Source organism: Pseudodesulfovibrio sp., assembly GCF_028692895.1.
GTDB lineage: Bacteria > Desulfobacterota > Desulfovibrionia > Desulfovibrionales > Desulfovibrionaceae > Pseudodesulfovibrio.
The window spans coordinates 1-23108 of record NZ_JAQUWN010000019.1; the positions used below are offsets into that span (position 1 = coordinate 1).

Here is a 23108-nt window from a genome sequence, read left to right on the forward strand (position 1 = left end):
CTCCGGACAAGGAATAGCTGAAGGGGCGCAACGCCCCTTTTTTCTTTTCCCCCACGCCATACCTGCGCCCGGCGCATGGCATTTGCCGCACCTCCCGCTCCTGACGGGCGCCTTGTTTTGCGCCCTGCGTTTCCCTTTGATTTATTGATAAAACAGCCGGTTCCGGCGGTTCCTTCCCCGCTTGCCCGGCGATAGGCTAAAAAAGACTTGACTTATGAATGATTACTATTATCATAAAAATCAAGCAAGCCAACAAGCCATCAGGAGGAGCCATGCAAAACCTTCGCGACTACCGCAACCTCGACATAGATTGGACCATGACGCCCGAGGCGGCCGTCACCCTGTACCTGGAGTGGGGCAACAACGCCTGGCGGGCAGAGCATGGGCCGGTGACCGGCAAGTACGACTCCAGCACCTATTTTGTCGTCTACGCCTGGGACGAGAATCCCCGGCTGATGCTCATCCGGCGCAATTCCGAGGGCGCCGAGGAGCTGCTCAACGAGGAGCTGCCCCACGACGTGGGCAAGCGCTTCCTGGAGTCCGTGAGCCATCTCAAGGGCGTGTATCCGCCCAACCGCGAGGTGCGCGAGTGGATCGAACGCCAATTTTCCGCACGCCAGTAGGGGCGGGAAGCCGCCTTCGGGCGGGCTGTCCAAAGGGTTCGGGACCGGCCTTGCGCCGGTCCTTTTTTATTTGGCGCGGCGGTTGGTTGCGTCGCCCGATCTTGTGGCCTGTCGGACGTTCGGCCCTTGCAAGCCATCGGCTTTGAGGGTAAGCCAAGTCGGATAAAGGAGAAATGGCATGTCCGATAAATTCGCCCGGAGAATGGGCACCGTGCACCGCTCGTTCATCCGGGAAATCCTGAAAGTCACGGCTGATCCTGAAATCATTTCCTTTGCCGGGGGACTCCCCAATCCCGAACTCTTCCCCGTGGACGCCATGGACAAGGCGGCCCACGAGGTGTTCGCGACCATCGGGACCTCCGCGCTGCAATATTCCACCACCGAGGGCGATGCGGGGTTGCGCGCCATCATCGCCGCGCGCTATGCCCGGCGCGGGCTGGCCGTGGACCCGGATTCCATCCTCGTCACCACCGGATCGCAGCAGATTCTGGACCTGTGCGGCAAGGTCTTCCTGGACCGGGGGAGCAAGGTCGTCATCGAGCGGCCCGGCTATCTCGGGGCCATCCAGGCCTTTTCCCTCTTCGAGCCGGAGTTCGTCACCGTGTCGCTTGAGGCGGACGGCCCGAACCTGGAGGAGCTGGAGGCGGCCTTCAAGGCCGGGGCCAAGTGCTTCTACGCCGTGCCCAACTTCCAGAACCCGTCCGGCATGAGCTATTCCGCCAAACGGCGCGAGGAAGTGGCCGAGCTGCTGGACAAGTACGACGTCCTGTTCGTGGAGGACGACCCCTACGGCGAGCTGCGCTTCAAGGGCGAGCGGCTGCCGAGCGTCTATTCCCTGCGCAAGGGCGGCAGCCTGCTCTGCGGCTCCTTCTCCAAGATCGCCGCGCCCGGCTTCCGCATCGGCTGGGTGGTGGCCCCCAGGGACATCTACGACAAGCTGGTCATCGCCAAGCAGGCGGCCGACCTGCACACTTCCACCGTGGCCCAGGCCATCCTGCGCCGCTACCTGGAGACCAACGACATCGAGCAGCACGTGGCCCTCATCCGCGAGCGATACGGCAGCCAGCGGAACGTCATGCTAGAAATGGCCCGCAAGCACTTCCCGGCCGGGGTGGACGTCACCGAGCCCGAGGGCGGCATGTTCCTGTGGGCGACCCTGCCCGAGGGAACCTCGTCCATGGACCTGCTCGACCTGGCGGTCAAGGACAAGGTGGCCTTCGTGCCCGGCCGCCCCTTCTACGTGGACGGCTCTGGCGAGAACACGCTGCGCCTCAACTTCTCCAACTCCGACCCGGTCCGGATCGAGGAGGGCATGCGCCGCCTCGGCGTGTCCATCGGTTCGCTGCTCAGGTAAACGCTCGCGGCCGCGAGGGAAGGCCGCGACAATGCATATACGAAGGAACTGCAATGTCCCAACACATCGTCATCATCGGCGGCGTGGCCCTCGGGCCCAAGGCCGCCTGCCGGTTCAAGCGGCTGGAGCCCTCCTCCCGGGTGACCATGGTCGACCAGAGCGCCCTCATCTCCTACGGCGGGTGCGGCATTCCCTATTACGTGTCCGGCGACGTCTCGGACGCGAGCGAGCTGTGCACCACCAGTTTTCACATGGTGCGAGACGTCGATTTCTTCCGCGAGGTCAAGGGCGTGGACGTGCGCACCCTGACCCGTGCCACTCGCATCGACCGTGAGAGCAAGCAGGTCCACCTGACGGACGTGACCACGGGCGAGGAGTCCGTGCTCGGCTACGACAAGCTGGTCATCGCCACCGGGGCCTCCCCGCGCAGGCTCGGCCTGCCGGGCGAGGATCTCAAGGGCGTCAGCTACGTCTGCAACCCGGACGACGCCACCCGTATCCGCGAGGGCATCTCCAAGGGCGAGGTGGGCAAGGCGGTCATCATCGGGGCCGGGTTCATCGGCCTGGAGATGGCCGAGGCCTTCGCCGACATGTGGGGCGTGGAAACCACGGTGGTCGAGATCACCGGCCAGATCATGCCCCGTCTTGTCAGCCCGGCCCTGGCCACCATGGGCCAGCGCCACATGGAGGAGAACGGCGTCACCTTCCATTTCGGCGAGACCGTCAAGGCCATCGAGGGCGAGGACGGCCGCGTGACCCGCGTCGTCACCGACAAGCGGACCCTGGAGGCCGACGCGGTCATCATCGCGGCGGGCGTGGTTCCCGGTTCGGACATCGCCCGCGAGGCCGGGCTGGAGGTCCACCCGCGCGGCGGCGTCATCGTGGACGAGCACATGCGCACCAGCGATCCCGACATCTATGCGGGCGGCGATTGCGCCATCGTCAGGAACCTCATCACCGGGGACCAGGCCTACCTGCCGCTGGGCTCCATGGCCAACCGCCAGGGCCGCGTCATCGGCACCAACCTGGCCGGGGGCGACGCTTCTTTCGACGGCGTGGTCGGTTCCTTCGTGGTCAAGTTCTTCGAGCGCTCCATGGCCGGGACCGGCCTGAGTCTGGAAGGGGCCCGGGCCGCCGGGTTCGAGGCCATGAGCGTGCTGCTCATCCAGCTCGACAGGGCCCATTTCTACCCCTCCAAGGAGCTGATGACCCTGGAGATGGTCGTGGACAAGCCCACCCGCCGCGTGCTCGGCGTCCAGGGCTTCGGCTCCACGCGCGACGCCATGGTCGGCCGCATCAACGCGGTGGCCGCCATCCTCAAGTACGCGCCCAAGGTGGAGGACATCTCCAACATGGAGCTGGCCTACTCCCCGCCCTTTGCTTCGGCCATGGACATTCTCAATTCCCTGGCCAACCTGGCGGACAACGCGCTGCGCGGCATCAACCGCGGCGTGGGCCCGGACGGGTTCAAGCGGCTCTGGGACGCGCGCGACACGGACGGGTGCTTCTTCCTGGACTGCCGCGAAGCGGGCGACGCCGATCCCTACATCGAGCGGCATCCCGGCGAGTGGCACAACGTGCCCCAGGGGCAGATCTACGACCGGCTGGCCGAGATTCCCAAGGACCGGCCCGTGGTCCTGGTCTGCAACACCGGCGCGCGGTCCTACGAGGCCCAGGTCATGCTTACCGAAAAGGGATACAAGGACGTTACCAACGTGCAGGGCGGCATGGCCGCCATCAAGAACTACGGCGTTGATCTGTAGTTGTTTTTTTATTCATAACGGGATAAACGGCTACTTTCCTGGCACCATGCCGGACAAACCGGCCCTGGCGGTAAAAGCGAGGAGTTCGTGCGGTTCTTGATTGTGGATGACGATGAAAGCGCGCTGGCCTACCTGGAGACGGTGCTCTCGCCGTTCGCCGGATGCGACGCAGTGCTTTCCGGCAGGGAAGCACTGGCCGCCTTCGACAAGGCGCATGCCGAGGGGCGTCCCTATGACGCCGTGCTGATGGACATCCTCATGCCCGGCATGGACGGGCACCAGACGGCCGAGCTCCTGCGCGCCCGGGAAGAAGCGCTGGGCGTGGACGAGTTCCACGCCTTCAAGCTGGTCATGGTCTCCTCCCTGGTGGACGACGTCAACGTGACCCGCGCCTTTTTCTCCACCCAGGCGGTCTGCTACCTGGTCAAGCCGCTGGAGAAGGAGAAGATTCTGGACGAGCTGCGCCAGAACCTGGTCATCTGATGCGGGTTGTTTCAGCAAAATGAAAGAGGACGGTCCGTCGGGCCGTCCTCTTTTTTTCGGGCTATTGGGGGGGGCGTCAGATGCGCCCTTCGGCCACGGCGTGGCAGGCCACCACCACGCCGCTTTGCATGGTGCGCGGGGCCGGGGCCTCGGTCATGCACCGCTTGCCAGCGTGGGGACAGCGGCCGTGGAACACGCAGCCGGAGGGCAGGTTGATGGGGGTGGGCACGTCGCCGGAGAGGCGGGTGTGTCCCCCCGCCTTGCCGCCCAGCCGGGGAATGGCCGAGAGCAGGGCCTGGGTGTACGGATGGCGCGGATTGGCGAAGAGCTCCGCCGCCGGGCCGAGTTCGCAGACGCAGCCCAGGTACATGACGCAGACGCGGCTCGAGATGTGTTCGACCACGCTCAGGTCGTGGCTGATGAACAGGTAGGTCAGGCCGCGCTCCTCCTGGGCGTCCATGAGCAGGTTCAGGATTTGGGCCTGGATGGAGACGTCCAGGGCGGCGATGGGCTCGTCGGCCACGATGAATTCCGGGTCCACCACCAGGGCGCGGGCGATGGAGATGCGCTGGCGCTGCCCGCCCGAGAACTCGTGCGGGTAGTTGGTGGACCAGACCGGGTCCACGCCCACCCGGCGCATGACCTCGGCCACCTTGTCGTGGACCTCGTCCCGGTTGAGCGACGGGTTGTGGAGCCGGACCGGCTCCTCCAGGATCTGGCGCACGGTCATGCGCGGGTTCAGGGAGGCGTAGGGGTCCTGGAAGACCATCTGCATCTTGGTGCGGTAGGGGAGCATCTGCGAGGAGCTCAGGTTGTCGATGCGTTCGCCCTTGTAGAGGATTTCGCCCCGGTTGGGCCTGTAGAGGCCCATGACGGTGCGGGCCAGGGTGGACTTGCCGCAGCCGGACTCGCCGACCACGCTCAGGGTCTCGCCGGGCATGACCGACAGGGTGACGCCGTTGACCGCCTTGACCACGGTCCGTTTGCGGGTGATCCGGCCGCCGTCCAGCCGGAGCTGGTCGAGAATGGTGCCGGAGATGTCGAAGTGCTTGTCGATGTTTTTGATATCGAGGATGGCGGTCATTATTGATCCCCTCCCTGGCAGCGGAAGCAGGCCACCTGAGCGCCGCCCTCGGCCTTGGTCAGGACGGGAATTTCGCGCAGGCAGCGGTCCAGGCGGACCTCGCAGCGCGGCTGGAAAGGACAGCCTTTTGGCATGTTCAGCAGCGAGGGCATCATGCCCGGAATCTGGTTGAGCCGCCGTTTGCCCTCGGCCATCTGCGGCAGGGCGCGGAGCAGCCCCCGGGTGTAGGGGTGCTGCGGCGAGCCGATGATCCGGTCCGTGGGACCGATCTCAACCACCTTGCCCGCGTAGAGCACGGCGATGCGCTGGGTCACCTCGGAGACCACGGCCAGGTCGTGGGTGATGAGGATGAGGCCCATGTTCTCGTTTTCGCACAGCTCCAGGAGCAGGGACATGATCTCCGCCTGGATGGTCACGTCGAGCGCCGTGGTCGGCTCGTCCGCGATGATAAGCTTGGGGTTGGTCAAAAGCGAGATGGCGATGACGATGCGCTGGCGCATTCCGCCCGAGAACTCGTGCGGATACTGCTTGAGCCGTTTTTCGGGCGAGGGGATGTAGACCTTCTTCAGCTTGTCCAGGCAGATGGCCTCGGCTTCCTCGTCCGAGACGTCCATGTGGGCCAGGATGGTCTCCTTCATCTGGGTGCCGATGGTCAGCACCGGGTTGAGGGTCATCATCGGGTCCTGGAAGATCATGGAGATGTGGTTGCCCCGGATGTGGCGCATCTTCTCGTAGGAATACCTGGAGATGTCCTCGCCGCCGAAGATGATCTCGCCGCCGGTGATCCGGCCGGGCTTGGAGATGAGGTTGATGATGGAGAACCCGAGCACGGACTTGCCCGCGCCGGATTCGCCGACGATGCCGAGGCGCTCGCCCCGGCCTATGGAGAGGGAGACGTCGCGCACGGCCCGGACCGTGCCCGAGCGCAGGGCGAAGTCGACCCTGAGGTTCTTGATGTCGATGAGCGGTTCCACGCCTTACCCCTTGTACAGTTTGGGGTTGAGGAAATCCCGGACCCAGTCGCCCAGGAGGTTGATGACCAGGATCAGGAGGACCAGCAGGATGCCGGGGAAGATGGTGATCCACCACGAGCCCGAGAAGATGTACTCGAACCCGGCGGTGATCAGCGACCCGAGCGACGGCTTTGTCACGGGCATGCCCAGTCCGAGGAAGGACAGGGCCGCCTCGCTCATGATGGCGTTGGCCACCTGCACGGTGGAGATGACCAGCACAGGCGAGAGCGTGTTGGGCAGGATGTGCCGCCACATGATCCGGCTGCTGGGCAGGCCGATGACACGGGCCGCCTCCACGTATTCCTTCCTCCGTTCGGCCAGCACCGAGGCGCGCACAGTGCGGGCGTACTGCGGCCATTCGGCCAGACCGATGATGACGATGAGCAGCGGCACGGCCACGTCCTCGTACCCGGCCACGCCAAAGGCGGTCTGCACGATGGCGCCGATGAAGATGGCGACCATGTAAGTGGAGAACGAGAGCTGCACGTCGGCGATGCGCATGAGGATGTTGTCCAGCCTGCGGACGTAGCCCGAGAGCAGGCCGACCACGATGCCCAGAAAGGCCTGGAGGCAGACCGCGCCCACGCCGATGATGATGGACACGCGCATTCCGTAGAGCATGGTGGACAGGATGTCGCGTCCCTGGGCGTCGGTGCCGAGCAGGAACTGTTCGGTGCCGCCATGCTCCCAGGACGGGGGCAACTGGGCGTTCATAATGTCCACGGTGGTGGGATCGTAGGGGTTGTGCGGAGCGAGGACCGGCGCCCCGAAGGCGCTCACGAACAGCAGGGCGAGGATGATGAAGCTCGTCAGGGCCACGGGATCGCGCAGGAAACTGTGGAGCATGTACGAGTCCTTGAAGCGTTGCCAGCGGGTGCGCATTCTATTTCCTCCCCGCCACGCGGACCGTGGGATTGACCAGGCCGTAGATGATGTCCACGGCGGTGTTGACCAGGACGAAGACGAATCCCACGAAGACGAGGTAGGCGACCATCAGCGCGGTGTCGGACCGCTCCACGGACTCGATGAACATGGAGCCCATGCCCTGCCACTGGAACACGGTTTCGGTCAGGATGGTGAAGGCCACCATGATGCCGAGCTGGACGCCGCCCACGGTGATGACCGGGAGCAGGGTGTTCTTGAAGGCGTGGATGATCCAGACGCGCCAGGGCTTGATGCCCTTGGCCCAGGCGTACTTGACGTATTCGGTCTCCAGCACTTCCATCATTTCCGAGCGGATGAGCCGGATGAACAACGGCAGCATGATGGAGGAAAGGGCGATGGAGGGCATTATCAGGTGTTTGATGCCGTCCCAGGTGAACATGCCGCTCTCCCACCAGCCGAAGAGGAGCACTGTCTTGCCGCGCCCGAAGGAGGGGAGCCAGTGCAGCTCCACCGAAAAGATGTAGATGAGCAGGATGGCCGTCAGGAACACCGGCATGGACACCCCGACGATGGAGGCCCCCATGGTGATGCGGCTAAGCCAGCTCTTTGGTCGGATGGCGGCGTAGATGCCGAGCGGGATGGAGAGCACGACGATGATGAACGCCGCGCAAAAGACCAGCTCCAGCGTGGCCGGGGCCTTGTTGACGATGACCTCGGTGGCCGGTTTCTTGAAGAAGTAGCTTCGTCCAAGGTCGCCGTGCAAGGTGGCGTTCAGGAAGCGGACATATTGGGTGACGAACGGGTCGTTGAGTCCGAGCTTTTCGCGGATTTCCGCGCGTTGGGCCGGGGTGACCCGCTCGCCCACCAGCTCGCGCACCGGGTCTCCGAAGCTGTGCTTGATGGAGAAGCCGATGAAGCTGATGATGAGCATGACGATGATCGCCTGCAGGATTCGTTTTACGCTGAATGCAAACATGGATGGTGCCGGTTGAGGTTGATGCCGTCCCCGGGGACGCGCGGCCATGCCGCCGGTCTCCGGGCCGTCGAAAGGGGGCCCTGGCCGTATTCCGCTCAAAAGGGGAACCCGGACGGGCCGGGTTCCCCTTTATTTCGATTTTGCCGGATGGGCAAGCGTTCCTTGCGGACTACTTGATCATCATGTCCCCGAAGTAGGGGAAGTTCATGACGTTGACGATTTCGGGCGTGTTCATGTTGGACTTGGAGGCCCAGGACAGGTGCTCCCAGTGCATCGGGATGTAGCCGGCCTCGTCGTACTGGATCTTCTCCACTTCCTGGAGCATGGCCGCGCGCTTGGCGGGATCGGTCTCGGTCTGGGCGGCCAGGGTCAGTTCGTCCACCTTGGCGTTGCAGTAGTTGCCGGAGTTGTACTGGCCGTAGCCGGTCTCGGCGTTGCGGCACATGGACAGGAACTCGTAGTAGTTGCCGGAGTCCTCGGTGTCGGGATGCCAGCCGATCATCTGGATGTCGGCAACCTGGGCGTCGAACTGATCCCAGTACTGGGCCTTGGGCATGGTCTTCAGGCTGACCTTGATGCCGATCTTGGACATCATGCCCACGAAGGCCTCGGCCAGCTTCTCGTCGTTCACGTAGCGGTTGTTCGGGGCGATCATGGTCGCCTCGAAGCCGTCGGGATAACCGGCCTCGACCATCAGGGCCTTGGCCTTTTCCAGATCGTAGCGCGGGGCGCATGCCGGGTTGTAGCCGACGAGACCCTCGGGGCTCATCTGGCCGGCGGCGGTGGCGAAGTCCTTCATGATCTTCTCGACCACGCCCTTGTTGTCATAGGCGTAGGCCATGGCCAGGCGGACCTTCGGGTTGGCGAAGGCGGCGTTGCGCTTCTGGTTGAGCTGGAAGGTGAGGATGCGCGAGCCGGACATGGTCACGAGCTGCAGCCCCTCGGTGGAGCGGACGCGGTCCAGGTCCTGCGGCGGCACGGGCATGATGAAGTCCACGTCGCCGGAGAGCAGGGCGGCCACGCGGGTGGCGTCGGTCTTGATCGGGGTCAGGACGATTTCGTCCACGTTGCCGGTGTTCTTGTCCCAGTAGTCCTTGAAGCGGGTGAAGACCATCTTCACGCCCTGCTCGCGGGCGGTGACCACGTAGGGGCCGGTGCCGGACTCATGGGTGTTGGCGTAGGAGTAGTCGGTCTTGATGACCAGGTCCTTGGCTTTGCCCTGGTCGTCGGTGCCGGTGTAGAAGGCCTTGTCCATGGGGAAGACGTAGGTGGCCATGTTGAGCACCAGGCCGTAAGGCTTCTTGCTGATCAGGTCCACGGTGTACTTGTCGACGGCCTTGGCCTCGGCAAAGGGCTCGAAGAGGCCCTTGAAGTCTTCGGAGTTGCGGAAGCGGGCCACGGTGAAGACCACGTCGTCGGCGGTCAGCTCGTTGCCGGAGTGGAACTTGACGCCCTTGCGCAGGTGGAAGCGCATGGTAAGGTCGTCGATGCGCTCCCACTTCTCGGCCAGGCGCGGCTCGAACTTCATATCCTTGGTGTAGCGGATGAGCGGGTCGAAGACCATGTGGGAATACTGGAGCATACCGCCGGAGAGCTGGACCTGCGGGTCGAGGGACACGGGGTCGGCGTCCATGGCGAGCTTGAGGACGACCTTGGCGGGCGCTTCGGGAGCGGCGGCTTTTTCGGCCTCTTGTTTCTTTTCACCCTCGCCGCAGCCGACCAGCAGCAGCGCGGATACGATAAGTGCGATCACGAGGACGGAAAATTTTCCCGCCTTGCGCATCGTCGACGATTTCATAAACGGATTCCTCCTGATGTTGATTCGTGCGCCGCGATCGGCGCACACCATACCTCTCCTCGTTTCCCTCCGGCCCTGTTGCCTGATCCCGGCTCCATTGTGTACAAGACGGGTGGAAAACATCGGGAGCATACACGCATCAACCCGTTTTAACAATAGTGTCCCGCGTGCCTGTTGAAAAGTGGAGGCGAAATGATATTCGGAATACGGCTTCTTCGGGCGGCTGTTTTGATTTTTATACTGATTTTATGCGGATGTGGCGCATCATTGGGGGTGGAATCCGGCGTGGAGCCAACCATGACCCTCGCCCTGGACGACGGGTTCGAATTTTCGGCGGCCGTGGACAAGGGCGACGTCCTCGGCCTGGACATGCCCCAGCCCAGCCAGCCCGGCTACCGCATTGAGGGCGCGGCCTTCGACCCGACCGTGTTCCGGCTCGACCATTTCCTGACCTATGACCGCGACGGCGCGCCGCGCGCCCAATATATGTTCACCGTACTGGAAGACGGGGCCTCGGATATACTCATCAAGATGCGCAACGGAGAGAGCGGTCCGGTGGAGCTGTTCAAGCGGGTCTCGGTCAACGTGGGGGGGAACCGCGGCCTGTTCTGACCCGCGCGGCCCGCGTCGCAAAGTCGCGGAAATGTGAGGGGAGCGCCTAAACCGGTTCGCGAATTGCGCCGATCAGGGGGGTGACGGAACACCTGACACACCCCGGAAGGAGCTTTCATGAACCGGCCGTTCTTCTTTCTGCACATTCCGAAAACCGCAGGCACCACGCTCAACGGCGTCTTTGACGACAACCTGACGCGCGAGCGCATCCTGGACCTCTACACCGAGTCCCAGCACCGGGCGCTCGCGGACGTGACCTATGAGGAGATCGCCCGCTATCGCATGGTGCGCGGCCACGTCTTCATCGCCGATTTCGCCCAGATCCTGGACGGGCCGGTCAATTTCCGGGTCTTCACCTTCCTGCGCGACCCCGTGCAGCGGGTCATTTCCGAATACTACTTCCTCAAGCGCTGGCCCAAGAGCCACCTCTACAAATACCTGAACGAGAACAACGTCTCCCTGCTGGAGTACGTCACCGGCGAGGACCGCGTCCTGCGCCGCCGGGGGCGCAACAACATGGTCAATTCCCTGTCCGGCGTTCGGCGCAGCGACCTGGACGAGGGACTGGAGCTGGCTTGGCACCACCTGCGCAACCGGTTTGAATTCTTCGGCGTCCTTGAGCGGTTTGACGAGAGCCTGCTCATGCTCAAGCGGCTCATGGGGCTGGGGAGCATCTTCCACGAGAAGCGCAACGTGCGCGGCGAAAGCCTGGACCGGCCCGTGACCCGCGAGGAGTTCGAGATCATCAGCGAGCGCAACCGGTACGACATCCGGCTGTACGAGCGGGCCGTGGAGGAGTTCGCGGCCAGGGTGGACCGGCTCGGCCCGGCCTTTCAGGCGGACGTGCGCATGTTCGAGGCCATCAACAACCGCTTCCAGCGCGTCACCGAGCTGGTGGACCGGCGGGCTGGCCTGGACCGGGGCGTGCTGATAAACCCGAAATAGGCGGGATCAGGCCTCGAAGCGCTGGGCGGTCTTGGTCAGGGAAAAGTCCGTGTTGCCTGCGCCTTCCATGACCGTGAGGCAGATGACCAGCGGACTCATGTAGCCGCGCCGCCAGTCGAGCGTCAGGCGCAGCCCGTCCTCCATCTGCTCGGCCCGGGCCACCAGGGGGCGGATGTCCGTCTCCTTCATGCCTTTCTTGCCCTTGCGCGTCACCGTGAGGGAATCGGCGTCCAGGAAGGCCTTCCACTGGGCCAGCCGCCGTTCCGCGTCGCCGTGCAGTTTGAGCTCGAAGACCTCTTCCACGGCCTGGGGCTGCTTCTTGCCCATGGACAGTCGGTCCGCCTTGAGGGGGGCCATGCCCAGGGGCATGACGGGGGTGAGCCGCTTGATGACGTCCACGGGCTCCAGGTCCTCGCGCAGGAAGATGTTGATCCATTCCGCCCTGCTCTCCACGCCCACGGGCAGCGCCATGCCGAAGGAGAGGCGGGGCATGGGGTGGAACCCGGCGGAAAAGGCCAGCGGCAGCCCGGCCCGACGGAAGGCGCGCTCGAACACGGTCTGGAGCTCCAACTGGCTCAGGTAGGCGGCCGGGCCGGTCTTCTCGTACCAGAGCCGGTAGTGGCCCTCCTTGACGGTCAGGTCGGGCACGGTCACCACGTAGGGCGGCTGCTCCCCTTCCTGGTCGCGCGCGGCGAAGACCAGGCGGGGGCGGATGTCCTTTTCACCGGCCTGGGCCGCGAGGGTGGAGACGCGGCCGTCGCCGCCGCACACGCCGCAGTTGCGGCAGGCTCCGTAGCGGCAGTCCTCGGTGATCTTCCCGGCCAGGGCGCGCTCGCGCTCGGCAAGGAGGAAGCGGCGGGTCAGGCCGGAGGAAAGATGGTCCCAGGGCAGGGGGGCTTCCGGGTCGCGCGGGCCGGTGTATTCGTCCCAGGAGAGCCCGGCCTCGGCCATGGCCTCGCGGTATGGCTCCAGGCGCAGGTGGTCCTTCCAGCTGGAGAAGAGCGCACCCTTCCGGTAGGCGAGCTCCACCACCTCGGCCAGCCGCCGGTCCCCGCGCGAGAACACGCCCTCCAGCGAGGTCATCTCCGGCTCGTGGAACTTGAAATTCAGTCGTTTGTGTGGCCGGAAGGCGTCGCGCAACCGGCCGATGCGCCGGTATATTTCCTCATATGAAATCTGCGGCTCCCACTGGAACGGGGTGTGCGGCTTGGGCACGAAGGGCGAGACCGCGGCCGTGACCTGAAGCCTTTTTATGTGGCGTCCGGCGGCGTCGCGCACCTTGAGGCAGAGGTCCACGATGGCGTCGAGGTCCTCGTCGGTCTCGGTGGGCAGGCCGATCATGAAATAGAGCTTCACGCCCTGCCAGCCGTTGTCGAAGAGCAGGCGGACGTGATCGAGCAGCCCCTCCTCGTCCACGCCCTTGTTGATGACGTCGCGCAGCCGCTGGCTTCCGGCCTCCGGGGCGATGGTCGCGCCGGTGCGGCGGATGGAGGAGATGCGCTCCATGATCGGCGCGGAGAGCGAGCCCACGCGCAGGGACGGCAGGGAAATGGCGATCTGCTCGGCCGCGCACTGGTCGAAGCAGCGGGTGAAGAACGTGTCCAGGGCAGAGAAGTCGCCGGTGGACAGGGAGAGCATGGAGGTCTCCTCGAACCCGGTTTCGGCCAGGCCGCGCGTCAGGATGTCGCCAAGGGCGTCCAGCGAGCGCTCGCGCACCGGGCGGTAGATCATGCCCGCCTGGCAGAAGCGGCAGCCGCGCGTGCAGCCGCGCGCAATCTCCATGGTCAGCCGGTTGTGCACGGCGTCGAAGGGAATGGCCTGGCCGCGCGGGAAGGGGACCTTGTCCAGGTCCGCCACCACGGCCTTCTCCACATGGTCGTAGCCGGGCAGGAGCGGCCGGAGCGGCTCGCCAGGCCCCTGGTCCTCGAAGAGCGAGGGGACGTACACGCCGGTGATCCCCGCCAGGCGGCGGAGCAGCTCGTCCTTGGAAATATCGTCCTTTTTCGCCTGGGCCATGCAGTCGAGCAGCGCGGGCAGGGCCTCCTCGCCGTCGCCGATGACCATGGCGTCGAAGAAGGGGGTCACGGGCTCGGCGTTGAAGGCCGCGCCGCCGCCCGCCACCACCAGGGGGGCGAGGCCCGCCCGGTCCGCCGAGCGCAGGGGGAGGCCAGCCAGGTCCAGCATGTAGAGGACGTTGGTGTAGCACAGCTCATGGGTCAGGCTGAAGGCGATGACGTCCATGTCCGCCAGCGGGGTGTCGGACTCCAGGGTGGCGAGCGGCGCATCGTGGCCGCGCATGATGGCGGCCACCTCGTCGTCCGGGGCGAAGACGCGCTCGGCCCAGAACTCCGGGCGGGCGTTGACGGCCTCCAGGAGGATTTTCTGGCCGAGGTAGGCCATGCCGACCTCGTACATGTCGGGAAAGGCGAGGGCGCAACGGACGGAGACCGAGGCCGGGTCCTTGAGGACCACGCCCCATTCGCTGCCGAGGTAGCGGGAGGGGCGGGGGAGTATTGGCAGAAGTTCCTTCATGGGAGGGAGAGCCTAAGGGGATTCGGGTGAATGGTCCACACAAAAACGGGGCGGCTCCTGCGAACCGCCCCGCCTGATGCGCGTAAATGGGGGAGGCTAGACGAGCTTGAGGCCGCCGCCGGAGCCCATGCCGCTGCCGGACAGGTCGAGGCCGCCGCTGCTCATGGCGATGTTGGTCACCGCCTCCAGGTACTTGGTTTTGAGCTCTTCGGGGCAGTTCTGGTACTGGAAGAGGACGTGCGCCGTGGAGATTTCCCCGTGCATTTCCTGATCGAAGGGGTAGCCGAAGGGCAGCAGGACCATCTGGGTCCCCTGCTGGGTGGGCAGCGCCTGGATGGTGGCGGGATCGGCGATCTTGCCGGCCGCCTCGTCGAACTTGCCGACGATCATGTCGCCGCTGACCAGTTTCACCAGTCTGATATCGTAATCCATGGGGAATCTCCTTGCGTTTGGTGTGGCCTCCCTAAGTAGGTACGGGGAGGCGCGCTGTCAAGGGCCGTTTCCCGCCAGGGGCGAAAGGGGCGGAACCGGGTGGGTCGGTTCCGCCCCTTTCCGGGGTGAGGAGGAGATGGGCTGTTACGCCTGCTCGGGCCCGTGCAGGATGGCCATGACTTCCCGGGTGTCGGGAGGCAGGGCCGCCTCGCCCTTGGAGGCGTATTCCATCTTCGAGGCCGCGTAGATGGCCAGGAAAGACAGGAGCATGACGAATCCGCCGGGGTTCTGGTACTGCAGGAAATGGGGGAGCATGTCCTTGCCCAGGATCATGAAGAAGGACCCCACGATGCCCACGACCAGCCCGGCGCAGGCGCCGTTTCGGGTCATCTTCGGCCACCACACGCCCATGACCAGCACCGGGAAAAAGGTGGACGCGGCGATGGCGAAGGCCAGGCCCACCAGGACCGCGATCTGCATGTTCTCGGCCCAGAAACCCAGGGGAATGCCGAGCAGGCCCACTCCGATGGAGGCCACGCGGGCCACCAGGACGCGGGAGCGCTCGGGCATGTTCGGGTTGAAGACGTTGACCACCAGGTCGTGGCCGATGGCCCCGGCGCAGGCGATGATAAGCCCGGCCACGGTGGACAGGATGGCCGCGAAGGCCCCGGCCACCACGATGCCGAGCAGGACCTGCCCGCCGAAGTGGGAGCCCGCCACGGGCACGGCCAGGTTCTTGCCGTTGGCGGCCAGCCACTTCATCAGGTGCGGGGACACGCCCAGGGCCTCGCCCTGAAGGTAGACGTAGCGCACCACGTGGCCGACGTAGGGGCTCAGGATGTAGAACATGCCGATCAGGAAGAGCACGTAGATGACGGTCTTGCGCGCGGCCTTGCCGTCGGGCGCGGTGTAGAAGCGCACCAGGATGTGCGGCAGCCCGGCCGTGCCGAACATCAGGGCCAGCAGCAGGGACAGGGTGTCCTTGAGGCTGTGCAGCCAGTAGGCCGGGTGCGTGTAGGCCACGCCGTCGAACATCTTGCCGGTCATGGGGTCCGGCCCCTTGAAGGTGGAGATGAAGGCCACCACGTCGGTGTAGGTGTAGCCCTTGGCCATGAACGGGATGAAGGCGAGCAGGAACATGGCGCCGAACAGGATCCAGAACTGGACCAGTTGGTTGACGGTGGTGGCCTTCATGCCGCCCACGGTGACGTAAGTGGTGATGATGAGTGCGATGATGACGATGGACTTCTCATAGCTCATGTTGAGCAGCAGCCCCATGACCTTGCCCGCGCCCAGCATCTGCGGGGCCATGTAGAACAGCGAGATGAAGAGCACGCCGACCACGCCCAGGATGCGCGCGCCCTTGGAGTGGAACCGCTCGGAAACGAAGTCGGGCACGGTGTAGCGGCCGAACTTCCGCAGAGGGCTGGCCAGGAAGAGCAGCAGGGCGATGTAGCCCACGAAGAAGCCCAGGGCGTAGATGATGCCGTCGAACCCGAAGAGGAAGGCCACGCCGGCCACGCCCAGGAAGGACGCGGCGGAAAGGTAGTCCGACGAGATGGCCGAGGCGTTGATGAAGGAGTTGACCTTGCGGCCCGCCAGGTAATAGTCCGCCGAGGTTTTCTGGCGGCGGAACATGAACGTCGTCACCACGGTGAAGGCCAGCATGGCGCCGATCAGCACCAGGGCCATGACCGGGATTTGGTATCCGGCTTCCATGATTATTCACCTCCCAAGGTGGTTTCGATTTCGTCCTCCAGGGCGTTGGCCCTGCCCACGTACCAGATGAAGAGCGCCCAGGTTACGGGATAGATGGCGATGGCGACGAGCCAGTAGTGGAGCGGGAAGCCCACGATGCTGACGCCGGTCACGGCCGCGGGGGCCAGGTAGACGAGCAGGAAGATGCCGATGACGAAGGCGAAGTAGGGAATCCCGACGCCCAGCGCCATGCCGAGTTGCCTTTTGCGGATGGTTTCGATCCGATCCATGATGTTTACCCCCTGTTTGCGGTTGAACGATTTGCCGTTGCAGCCCTTTTATCGTAGGGAACTGAAGGGGCGCATGGGATTTCAGGTAAACGGTCGAACCCGTCCGGTCGCGGATCGGCGGGGTGCGCCTGGTCCGGTCAACGGGCCTTTTCCCCCGGTCAACGGCTGGGGCCGGGCGCGTGGAGAACCTTCTTGAGCAGTCAATCACGGGATGAACGGTCGTCGTCGGCGGCGGTGGACGGCGCTTTGGGGACGCCGGACGGTCTGGACCGCGAGCTGCTGGCCATGGCCCGGGAGGGCAAGCTCACCGGCCTGCGCAGTACCAGGATCGACCTGGTGCAGGACTGGCTGGACCGGGGGCTCTCTGCCGAGGCCACCTGCAAGCGGCTCACGGCCTACAACCGGTCCGTGGTCCTGGCCGTGCTTGAGGCCCACGCCGAGGAGCATCCCTGGCTCAGGTCGTGCACCTTCCTGGAGTTCGGCTCCGGCGGGCGCGACGAGCAGTCCGTGGGCTCGGACCAGGACAACGGCCTGCTCATGCGCGTCTCCCCGGACCCGGACGAGCTGGACGAGGTCACCCAGTCCATCGTGGTGGCCCTGGACGGCGCGGGGCTGGCCCTGTGCGAGGGCCAGGTCATGGTCAACAACCCGCAATGGCGCGGGGATTTCGACGACTGGCTCGCGCGGCTGACGGGCTGGCTGTCCAACCCGGCGGAGCGCGGCTCCTGGCAGTCGGGCCTGGTGCTCGACTTCCGGGCCGTGTTCGGGGCCCCGCGCGACGCCATCCTTCTGCGCGAGCGGCTGTGGGAATACGTGCGCACCAAGCCCATCGCCCTGTCCCTGCTCATCGGCGAGCTGACCGACTACCGGATGCCGCTGACCTTCTACGGCGCGTTCGTCACCGAGAAGGACGGTCCGTGGCAGGGGTTCCTGAACCTCAAGAAGAGCGTCCTGGCCCACCTGACCAACGGGACGCGCATCCTGGCCCTCAAGTACAACCTGCCCGAGCACAACACCTGCGACCGGCTGCGCGCGCTCTCGGCTGCGGGCCACGTTTCGTCCAGGCACGCCGTACAGTTGCTGGACGGGTGGGAGTACCTCCAGCGCAAGCGGCTCGACATCGCGCTGGACTGCGCGCGCGACGACGCGAAGCCCCACTGCTACGTCAAGCCCTCCGCCCTGGAGCCGGCCGAGCGGGACCGGCTCAAGGCGGCCATCCACGCGGTGGAGAAGCTGGTCCGCCTGGTCCAGGCCGGGATCGGGCTGTGACGTCTCCGGCTCCGATCTTGCAACGGCCCGGCGGGCCGACGGTCGGCTGACGCCCATATAGTAAGGATACGCGCGCGTGAACGTTCTCGTCATCAACCTGACCCGCTTCGGGGACCTGATCCAGACCCAGCCGGTGGTGACCGGCTTCCGGCGGCTCGGCTGCCGGGTCGGGCTGGTCTGCCTGGAAAATTTCGCCTCGGCCGCCACGCTGCTGGACGGCGTGGACGCGGTCTTCCCCCTGCCGGGGGCGCGGCTGCTCTCCGGCCTGGACGGGGACTGGCGGCTGGCCGTGCGCGACGCGGACGGGTTCCGAGCCCGCGTCCTGGCCGAGTTCCCGCCGGACAGGACCGTGAACCTGACGCCCTCCGTGGCCGCGCGGCTGCTGGCCCGCGCTCTGACCCCGGACGGGGCGGCGGCGGGCTTCTTCGTGGACGAGTTCGGGTTCAATGCCGACAGCTCGGCCTGGGCCGCCTTCCTGCAACTGGCCGGGGGCAACCGGGGGGCCAGCCCCTTCAACATCTGCGACATCTTCCGGCGCACGGCCGGTCTGGCGGGCGAGGGCAATTCCCTGGCCCTGGCCGCGCCGACAGCCGAGGTCGCCGCCAGGGCCGAAACCCTGCTCCGGGCCGGGGTAGCCGCCGCGCCAGGTTTCGTGGCCATGCAGCTCGGGGCCAGCGAGGACCGCAGGCGCTGGCCCGTGGAATATTTCGTCCGCACCGCCCGGCTGCTGCGCGAGCGGGACGGCCTGGTCCCGGTCCTCCTCGGGACCGGGGGCGAGGCGGCGCTGGGTGAGCGTTTCGTGGAGGCGTTCGATGGCCCGTGCGTCAACCTCGTGGGCCGGACCTCGCTGGCCGAGCTGGCCGGAGTGCTGGCCGCCTGCCGGGCGCTGGTCACCAACGACACCGGGACCATGCACCTGGCCGCCGGGCTCGGCACGCCCGTGTGCGCCGTGTTCCTGGCCACGGCCCAGCCCTGGGACACCGGCCCCTACCGGGCTGGCAACATCTGCCTGGAGCCGGACCTGGAGTGCCACCCCTGCGCCTTCGGCCGCGAGTGCGGGCGGGAGCACGCCTGCCGTCGCGCGGTCACGCCCGAGGCCATGTACGCCCATGTCGCCCACCTGCTCGGCGGCGATCGGCCAGGGCCGTTCCCCGGCGCGCGCGCCTGGCTGACCCGGACCGGGGACGACGGGTTCATGGACCTCGTCTCCCTCTCCGGCCACGGCGGGACGGACCGGGCCCTGTGGATCGCCATCCAGCGCGCCCACTACCGCCCCTTCCTGGACGGCGGCCGCTTCGCCGGAAAAACCGGCCTGGCGGGCCGGATGAGCCCTGGCGCGGCCGAGGGGCTGTACAAAACTTTGACGAGCGCGCACGACCTGCTTTTCCTGCTCTCCCGGCAGGGCATGGTCCTGGCCCAGGCTCCCAGGGCCCAGGCCAAGGCCAAGTTTCTGACCTCCTGGCAGCGGCTTCAGAACGTCCTTGGGGCCAATGACTATCTCAATATGTTGGGATTGCTTTGGAAATTTGAGTCGCAGCGGCACGGCGGCGATCTCGCCTCCCTGCTCGGCATGACCGACCGCTACCTGGGTCTCTTCGCTTCCCTCAAGGCGGAATTCGAATAGTCGGCATGGTTCTTGAATAGTCCGGTAAAAACCGACCCATGCGGAAAAAATTCCCTTTCGAGGAGGAGACCACAATGATTGTTATCGATGGCAAGCAGTATGACATCGGGCCCCAGAACTTCGAGAATCTGGAGCAGGTGTTCGTCAAGGTCATGGAAGACGGCCATCTTGAAGACCGCGTCGTGACCGACGTGCTCATCAACAACGAGCCTTTCAGCGAAATTTACCCCCACCAGTCCGAAGACATCGAGATGGACGGCGTGGAGTCCGTGGAGATCGTGACCATGTCCGCCGACGACATGGCCGTGGAGATCACTCTGGAGCTCTACAAGGTGGTCAACATCATGAGCGAGGGTGCCAAGCAGGTGGCCGGGCTCTTCCGTCAGGCCGACGACGCCGAGGCCCTGGACACCTACCAGGATCTGCTGGAGGTCATCCGCAACTTCCTCAAGATGGTCGGCGTGCTGCGTGACGAATACTCCCTCAAGAACAACGAGGACTACGAGAAGGGCGCGGTCGAGCTGAACGAACTGTTCACCGAGATGAGCTCGGTCCTGGAAAACGAGGACTGGATTCTTCTGGCCGACCTGCTCGAATACGAATTCCTGCCGGCGGTGGAAAAATGGAAGCGCGTCATCAAGGCCCTGCGCGACGACATTCGTCAGGCGAGGAAGTAGACATGACGGCCCGGCGTCGGATGCTCGACGAGGCGCTGTCCATCGGCCGCAGGGAGCTGGGCTGCCTGGCGGACGGGGACGTCTTCGAGGCGGAGCGGCTCTCCAAGGACAGGGAACGCATCCTGGACGAGGCCATCGGCGGCCTTGATCGCGAGCATCTCTCCGAACTGGCCGACAAGCTGGTCGAGGTGAAGTCCCTGCACGACGAGATCTCCGAGGAGGCCCGGCGGCTGCACGCGACGCTGCGAAACGACCTTGTCTCCCTCAAGAAGCAGAACCGCCGCATCTCCGGCTACAGCCTGGGTGCGGGCAACCTGCCCAGCCGCGCCCGCCAGCGGTTTGTCCACAAGAAGGGGTGATCTTCCGCTCGAAACGCATGTGAAAAGGCCCCGGCAGTTCCGCCGGGGCCTTTTTCATTCCCTGGGCCAGGGCTAGAATCTTTCCCAGGACAGGCGGCCCGTGCGGTCGTTGACCAGGGCCTGGCCGTCGAACTGGACGCCCATGCGGGTGAAGCCGGGCGCGCCCCCGGTCATGGCGCGGACGCGGCCGGAATACCAGAAGGGGCGGAAGGCTTTTTCCCGGAAGTTGAACATGAACAGGTTGAGGGTCACGGCCGAGCCCACGGCGCAGGCCTCGGGAAGGAGCCCGTCCTGGACCAGGAGGCCGATGCCGCCGTCCGAGAGGTTGACCACGGCGTTGGCGGACTGGGACGGTCCGTCGCCGCCGAAGGAGTTGATCCCGATCTGCGGGGCCGCGTCCTCGAAGGCGAGGTCCGAGGCGAAGGGATCGGCCACCCAGAGCTTGACCCGGATGAACTGCTGGTCGGCCACGCGTTTGCGGCCGTGCCTGCGGCGCGGGATCATCGCATAGTCCAGGGGTTTGGAGAGGACGATGCGGTCCGTGCGGCCGGAGCGGTCGGACTGGAGGACCCTGGCCCGGAGGGAGTTGATCTTGCCGTCCCGGCCGGTGCGCAGGGGGGGGAAGACGCAGGTGACCTCGCCGCCCTCCTTGACCCGGAGCGGGCCCAGCCGCTCGATGATCTCGCACTTGATCTTGCCGCCCGTCACCGACGTGATGACGCAGCGCAGGGGCACGTTCTCGTCGTCGGGCCCGCGCACGAGGTCCACGGTGGCCCCGCTCTGCTGCAGGACGCGGGGGACGTTGATCCGCTTGGGCGCGCGGGCGCGGCCGCTCCCCCGGAAGAGGCGCAGGGCGAGCAGGGCGAGGAGCAGGGCGGCCACGGCGAGCAGGGCCGCGCCGCCGTAGCGAGCCGCCTCGGCGGGCAGGCCGGGAAAGAGGGCGCGGGTCCACTCGGTCAGGGCGCGGCCCGCCTGGTCGATGAGTTCCTGGAGATCCATGTCGTCCACCGGCTAGAAATTGACGAAGTGCTTCTTGGCTTCAATGACCTTGCCAAGATAGCGCCGCGTCTCGCTCTGGGGAAGCCCCGATTTGAGCTTTTGGTAGACCTCGCCCGTGGACAGGGCGTTGATCCGGCGCTTGGCCCGGTCCTTGTTGGCGTCGAAGGTGCGCAGCACCGCGCCCGCGCCGCCGTTGTATCCGGCGATGACGCAGTATTCGCGCGACACCGGGTCGTCGATGCCGCCGAGGAAGCGGGCGTCGAGCAGGTGCAGGTAGGCCGTTCCGTAGGTGATGTTGCCCGCCGGGTCGAAGAGCGTCTCCCGCGTGGGCGCGCCCGCCTTGCCGTGCAGGAAGCGGTAGACGTCGCTGCCCGCCGTCTTCTGCACCACCTGCATCAGGCCGATGGCCATGGCCCCGCTGACGGCGAAGGGGTTGAAGTCCGACTCCACCTGCATGATGGCGTAGACCAGGTTGCGGCTGACGGAGAACCGCCTGGCCGCCGCCTCGACCAGCCCCCGGTATTTGCGCGCGCGCACGTCCAGGTGGTCGCGGGCCATGTCGATGGTCACGTAGCGGACGGTCTTGCCGTTCGCGGCGCGCGTCCTCAGGCCCGTGGCCATGAGGTGGTCGGCGAAGCGCCCGGCCCGCCAGGCCCAGCGGATGTCCTTGCCGTCCGCGTCCTTGACCTCGCCCAGGAGGAATGGCGTCTCGCCGAGCTTGACCGGCTTGTCGGAATAGAGGTCCACGGCGCGCGGGTCGCCGGGGGTGAGCAGGGTGGTGACGATGGCGGTCCTCAGGCTGGCCGGGCCGTTCTCCTGGTCCAGGGTCTCCACGGTGATGATTCCGGCGTCGAAGTCCACGCTGGCCCGCGACAGGTAGTTGTGGGTGTACTTGACGTAGGTCTTGGGCTCCGGGACGCGGGTGTCGGACGCGCCCCAGACCGAGCCCGCGGCCTTGACGAAGTCGTCCACCACCTGTTTGAACCGCTTGAGGTCGGCCGCCAGCGCCCTGGGATTGGCGGCGTAGCCGATGGCCTTGTCCCTGGCCAGGGCCTCGGCCGCGGCGGCCGGGCTGCCCGTTGCCGCCGCCCGGGCGATGCGCACGGCGTCGTAGCGCGAGCATGACGCGAGCAGGGTGAGGAGCAGGAGCGGGATGTAGAGGGGCTTCATGGCCATGTTCGATAGGTCGCCTTGACACGCATCACGGAAGGATGATTAAAGTTTGACGGTTGCGACGAATGATCGCAGGATAGGAATGTTTGGCGGGAAAAACAAGAGCGTGCAAAAGTTGCACGGCGATCACGGGGGGAAGTCCATATGGCGACCGGCCAGATCATCGAGCGAATCGACCACGACCTCGAACCGCTGATGCCGCGGTTCTTCGACAATTCCCGGCAGGACGTCCGGACCATGCGCGACGCCCTGGCGGGCGGCGACATGGAGTCCCTGGCCCGGCTGGGGCATACGGCCAAGGGGACCGGCTACGGCTACGGCATGCGCACCATGGGCGACATCGGCGCGGAGCTGGAGGCGGCGGCCAAGGTCGCCGACGCGGCCGGGTGCCTGGACGCCATCGAGCGCATGGACCGCTACCTGGACACCGTGGTCGTCGAGTTCCGCAACTGACCCCCCGGCGGCGCGGGCCGCCATCCCTTTCCCCCGGACGCGCCGGAGCGGGGGAGGAGGGGCCCG

General features: G+C 65.8%; 22 protein-coding genes. 11 read left to right on the plus strand and 11 right to left on the minus strand.

Going from position 1 to position 23108, the window contains the following annotated elements:
• The first annotated feature begins 272 nt into the window (after positions 1-272).
• The 4 genes from PHP91_RS06605 (at position 273) to PHP91_RS06620 (ending at position 4223) form a co-directional block, all read left to right on the plus strand.
• Complete coding sequence (locus PHP91_RS06605; RefSeq protein ID WP_300138687.1) at positions 273-623, plus strand: DVU0772 family protein; 351 nt, start codon at positions 273-275, stop codon at positions 621-623.
• A gap of 178 nt (positions 624-801) precedes the next feature.
• Positions 802-1977: a PLP-dependent aminotransferase family protein gene (locus tag PHP91_RS06610; RefSeq protein WP_300138690.1), complete on the plus strand. Its 1176-nt coding sequence runs from the start codon at positions 802-804 to the stop codon at positions 1975-1977.
• A 53-nt stretch (positions 1978-2030) separates the two neighbouring features.
• Positions 2031-3740, plus strand: coding sequence for an FAD-dependent oxidoreductase (locus PHP91_RS06615; protein WP_300138693.1), 1710 nt, complete (start codon positions 2031-2033; stop codon positions 3738-3740).
• 87 nt (positions 3741-3827) lie between these two features.
• The gene (locus PHP91_RS06620; RefSeq protein WP_300138696.1) at positions 3828-4223 is read left to right on the plus strand and encodes a response regulator; all 396 of its coding nucleotides are present in this window, start codon (positions 3828-3830) and stop codon (positions 4221-4223) included.
• A gap of 76 nt (positions 4224-4299) precedes the next feature.
• Here PHP91_RS06620 and PHP91_RS06625 read toward each other — a convergent pair whose 3' ends face one another.
• From PHP91_RS06625 to PHP91_RS06645, 5 genes are all read right to left on the minus strand, one after another.
• The gene (locus PHP91_RS06625) at positions 4300-5307 is read right to left on the minus strand and encodes an oligopeptide/dipeptide ABC transporter ATP-binding protein (protein WP_300138699.1); all 1008 of its coding nucleotides are present in this window, start codon (positions 5305-5307) and stop codon (positions 4300-4302) included.
• Positions 5307-6281 carry an ABC transporter ATP-binding protein gene (locus PHP91_RS06630; RefSeq protein ID WP_300138701.1) on the minus strand — a complete coding sequence of 325 codons (975 nt, stop codon included), beginning with the start codon at positions 6279-6281 and terminating at the stop codon, positions 5307-5309. Before PHP91_RS06630 ends, PHP91_RS06625 begins: the two co-directional genes overlap by 1 nt.
• 3 nt (positions 6282-6284) lie before the next feature.
• Positions 6285-7202, minus strand: coding sequence for an ABC transporter permease (locus tag PHP91_RS06635; RefSeq protein WP_300138704.1), 918 nt, complete (start codon positions 7200-7202; stop codon positions 6285-6287).
• Between the two features lies 1 nt (position 7203).
• Positions 7204-8181, minus strand: coding sequence for an ABC transporter permease (locus PHP91_RS06640; RefSeq protein ID WP_300138707.1), 978 nt, complete (start codon positions 8179-8181; stop codon positions 7204-7206).
• Positions 8182-8350: 169 nt separating this feature from the next.
• Positions 8351-9979 carry an ABC transporter substrate-binding protein gene (locus tag PHP91_RS06645; RefSeq protein ID WP_300138710.1) on the minus strand — a complete coding sequence of 543 codons (1629 nt, stop codon included), beginning with the start codon at positions 9977-9979 and terminating at the stop codon, positions 8351-8353.
• 297 nt (positions 9980-10276) lie between these two features.
• On the opposite strand from PHP91_RS06645, the gene PHP91_RS06650 reads away from it, so the two are divergent.
• The gene (locus tag PHP91_RS06650; RefSeq protein ID WP_300138713.1) at positions 10277-10591 is read left to right on the plus strand and encodes a hypothetical protein; all 315 of its coding nucleotides are present in this window, start codon (positions 10277-10279) and stop codon (positions 10589-10591) included.
• A 117-nt stretch (positions 10592-10708) separates the two neighbouring features.
• Positions 10709-11536, plus strand: a complete 828-nt coding sequence (locus PHP91_RS06655; protein ID WP_300138716.1) for a sulfotransferase family 2 domain-containing protein — start codon at positions 10709-10711, stop codon at positions 11534-11536.
• Positions 11537-11542: 6 nt separating this feature from the next.
• On the opposite strand, the gene PHP91_RS06660 is transcribed toward PHP91_RS06655, so the two are convergent.
• The 4 genes from PHP91_RS06660 to PHP91_RS06675 all read right to left on the minus strand — a co-directional run bounded on the left by PHP91_RS06660 (position 11543) and on the right by PHP91_RS06675 (position 16488).
• On the minus strand, positions 11543-14068 hold the full coding sequence (locus tag PHP91_RS06660) for a TIGR03960 family B12-binding radical SAM protein (protein WP_300138719.1): 2526 nt from the start codon (positions 14066-14068) through the stop codon (positions 11543-11545).
• Between the two features lie 96 nt (positions 14069-14164).
• A complete protein-coding gene (locus PHP91_RS06665) occupies positions 14165-14500 on the minus strand; it encodes a hypothetical protein (protein WP_300138722.1) in 336 nt (111 codons plus the stop codon).
• A 144-nt stretch (positions 14501-14644) separates the two neighbouring features.
• A complete protein-coding gene (locus PHP91_RS06670; RefSeq protein ID WP_300138725.1) occupies positions 14645-16219 on the minus strand; it encodes a cation acetate symporter in 1575 nt (524 codons plus the stop codon).
• A 2-nt stretch (positions 16220-16221) separates the two neighbouring features.
• Positions 16222-16488 (minus strand): sodium/substrate symporter small subunit, encoded by a 267-nt coding sequence (locus PHP91_RS06675; RefSeq protein ID WP_300138728.1) that lies wholly within the window; start codon positions 16486-16488, stop codon positions 16222-16224.
• A gap of 192 nt (positions 16489-16680) precedes the next feature.
• Between PHP91_RS06675 and PHP91_RS06680 the strand changes: the two genes are divergently transcribed.
• The 4 genes from PHP91_RS06680 (at position 16681) to PHP91_RS06695 (ending at position 20417) form a co-directional block, all read left to right on the plus strand.
• Positions 16681-17757: a putative nucleotidyltransferase substrate binding domain-containing protein gene (locus PHP91_RS06680; RefSeq protein ID WP_300138731.1), complete on the plus strand. Its 1077-nt coding sequence runs from the start codon at positions 16681-16683 to the stop codon at positions 17755-17757.
• A 76-nt stretch (positions 17758-17833) separates the two neighbouring features.
• Positions 17834-19381 carry a glycosyltransferase family 9 protein gene (locus tag PHP91_RS06685; RefSeq protein ID WP_300138734.1) on the plus strand — a complete coding sequence of 516 codons (1548 nt, stop codon included), beginning with the start codon at positions 17834-17836 and terminating at the stop codon, positions 19379-19381.
• Positions 19382-19455: 74 nt separating this feature from the next.
• Positions 19456-20058, plus strand: a complete 603-nt coding sequence (locus tag PHP91_RS06690) for a hypothetical protein (RefSeq protein WP_300138737.1) — start codon at positions 19456-19458, stop codon at positions 20056-20058.
• A gap of 2 nt (positions 20059-20060) precedes the next feature.
• Positions 20061-20417, plus strand: a complete 357-nt coding sequence (locus PHP91_RS06695; protein ID WP_300138740.1) for a hypothetical protein — start codon at positions 20061-20063, stop codon at positions 20415-20417.
• 72 nt (positions 20418-20489) lie between these two features.
• Here the strand turns inward: PHP91_RS06695 and PHP91_RS06700 are convergent, their stop codons facing one another.
• Positions 20490-21416: a hypothetical protein gene (locus PHP91_RS06700; RefSeq protein WP_300138742.1), complete on the minus strand. Its 927-nt coding sequence runs from the start codon at positions 21414-21416 to the stop codon at positions 20490-20492.
• A 12-nt stretch (positions 21417-21428) separates the two neighbouring features.
• Entirely contained in the window at positions 21429-22592 is a 1164-nt protein-coding gene (gene mltC / locus PHP91_RS06705; protein WP_366141544.1) for a membrane-bound lytic murein transglycosylase MltC, read from the minus strand.
• 141 nt (positions 22593-22733) lie between these two features.
• On the opposite strand from mltC, the gene PHP91_RS06710 reads away from it, so the two are divergent.
• Entirely contained in the window at positions 22734-23042 is a 309-nt protein-coding gene (locus PHP91_RS06710) for an Hpt domain-containing protein (protein ID WP_300138745.1), read from the plus strand.
• The last annotated feature ends 66 nt before the right edge of the window (positions 23043-23108 follow it).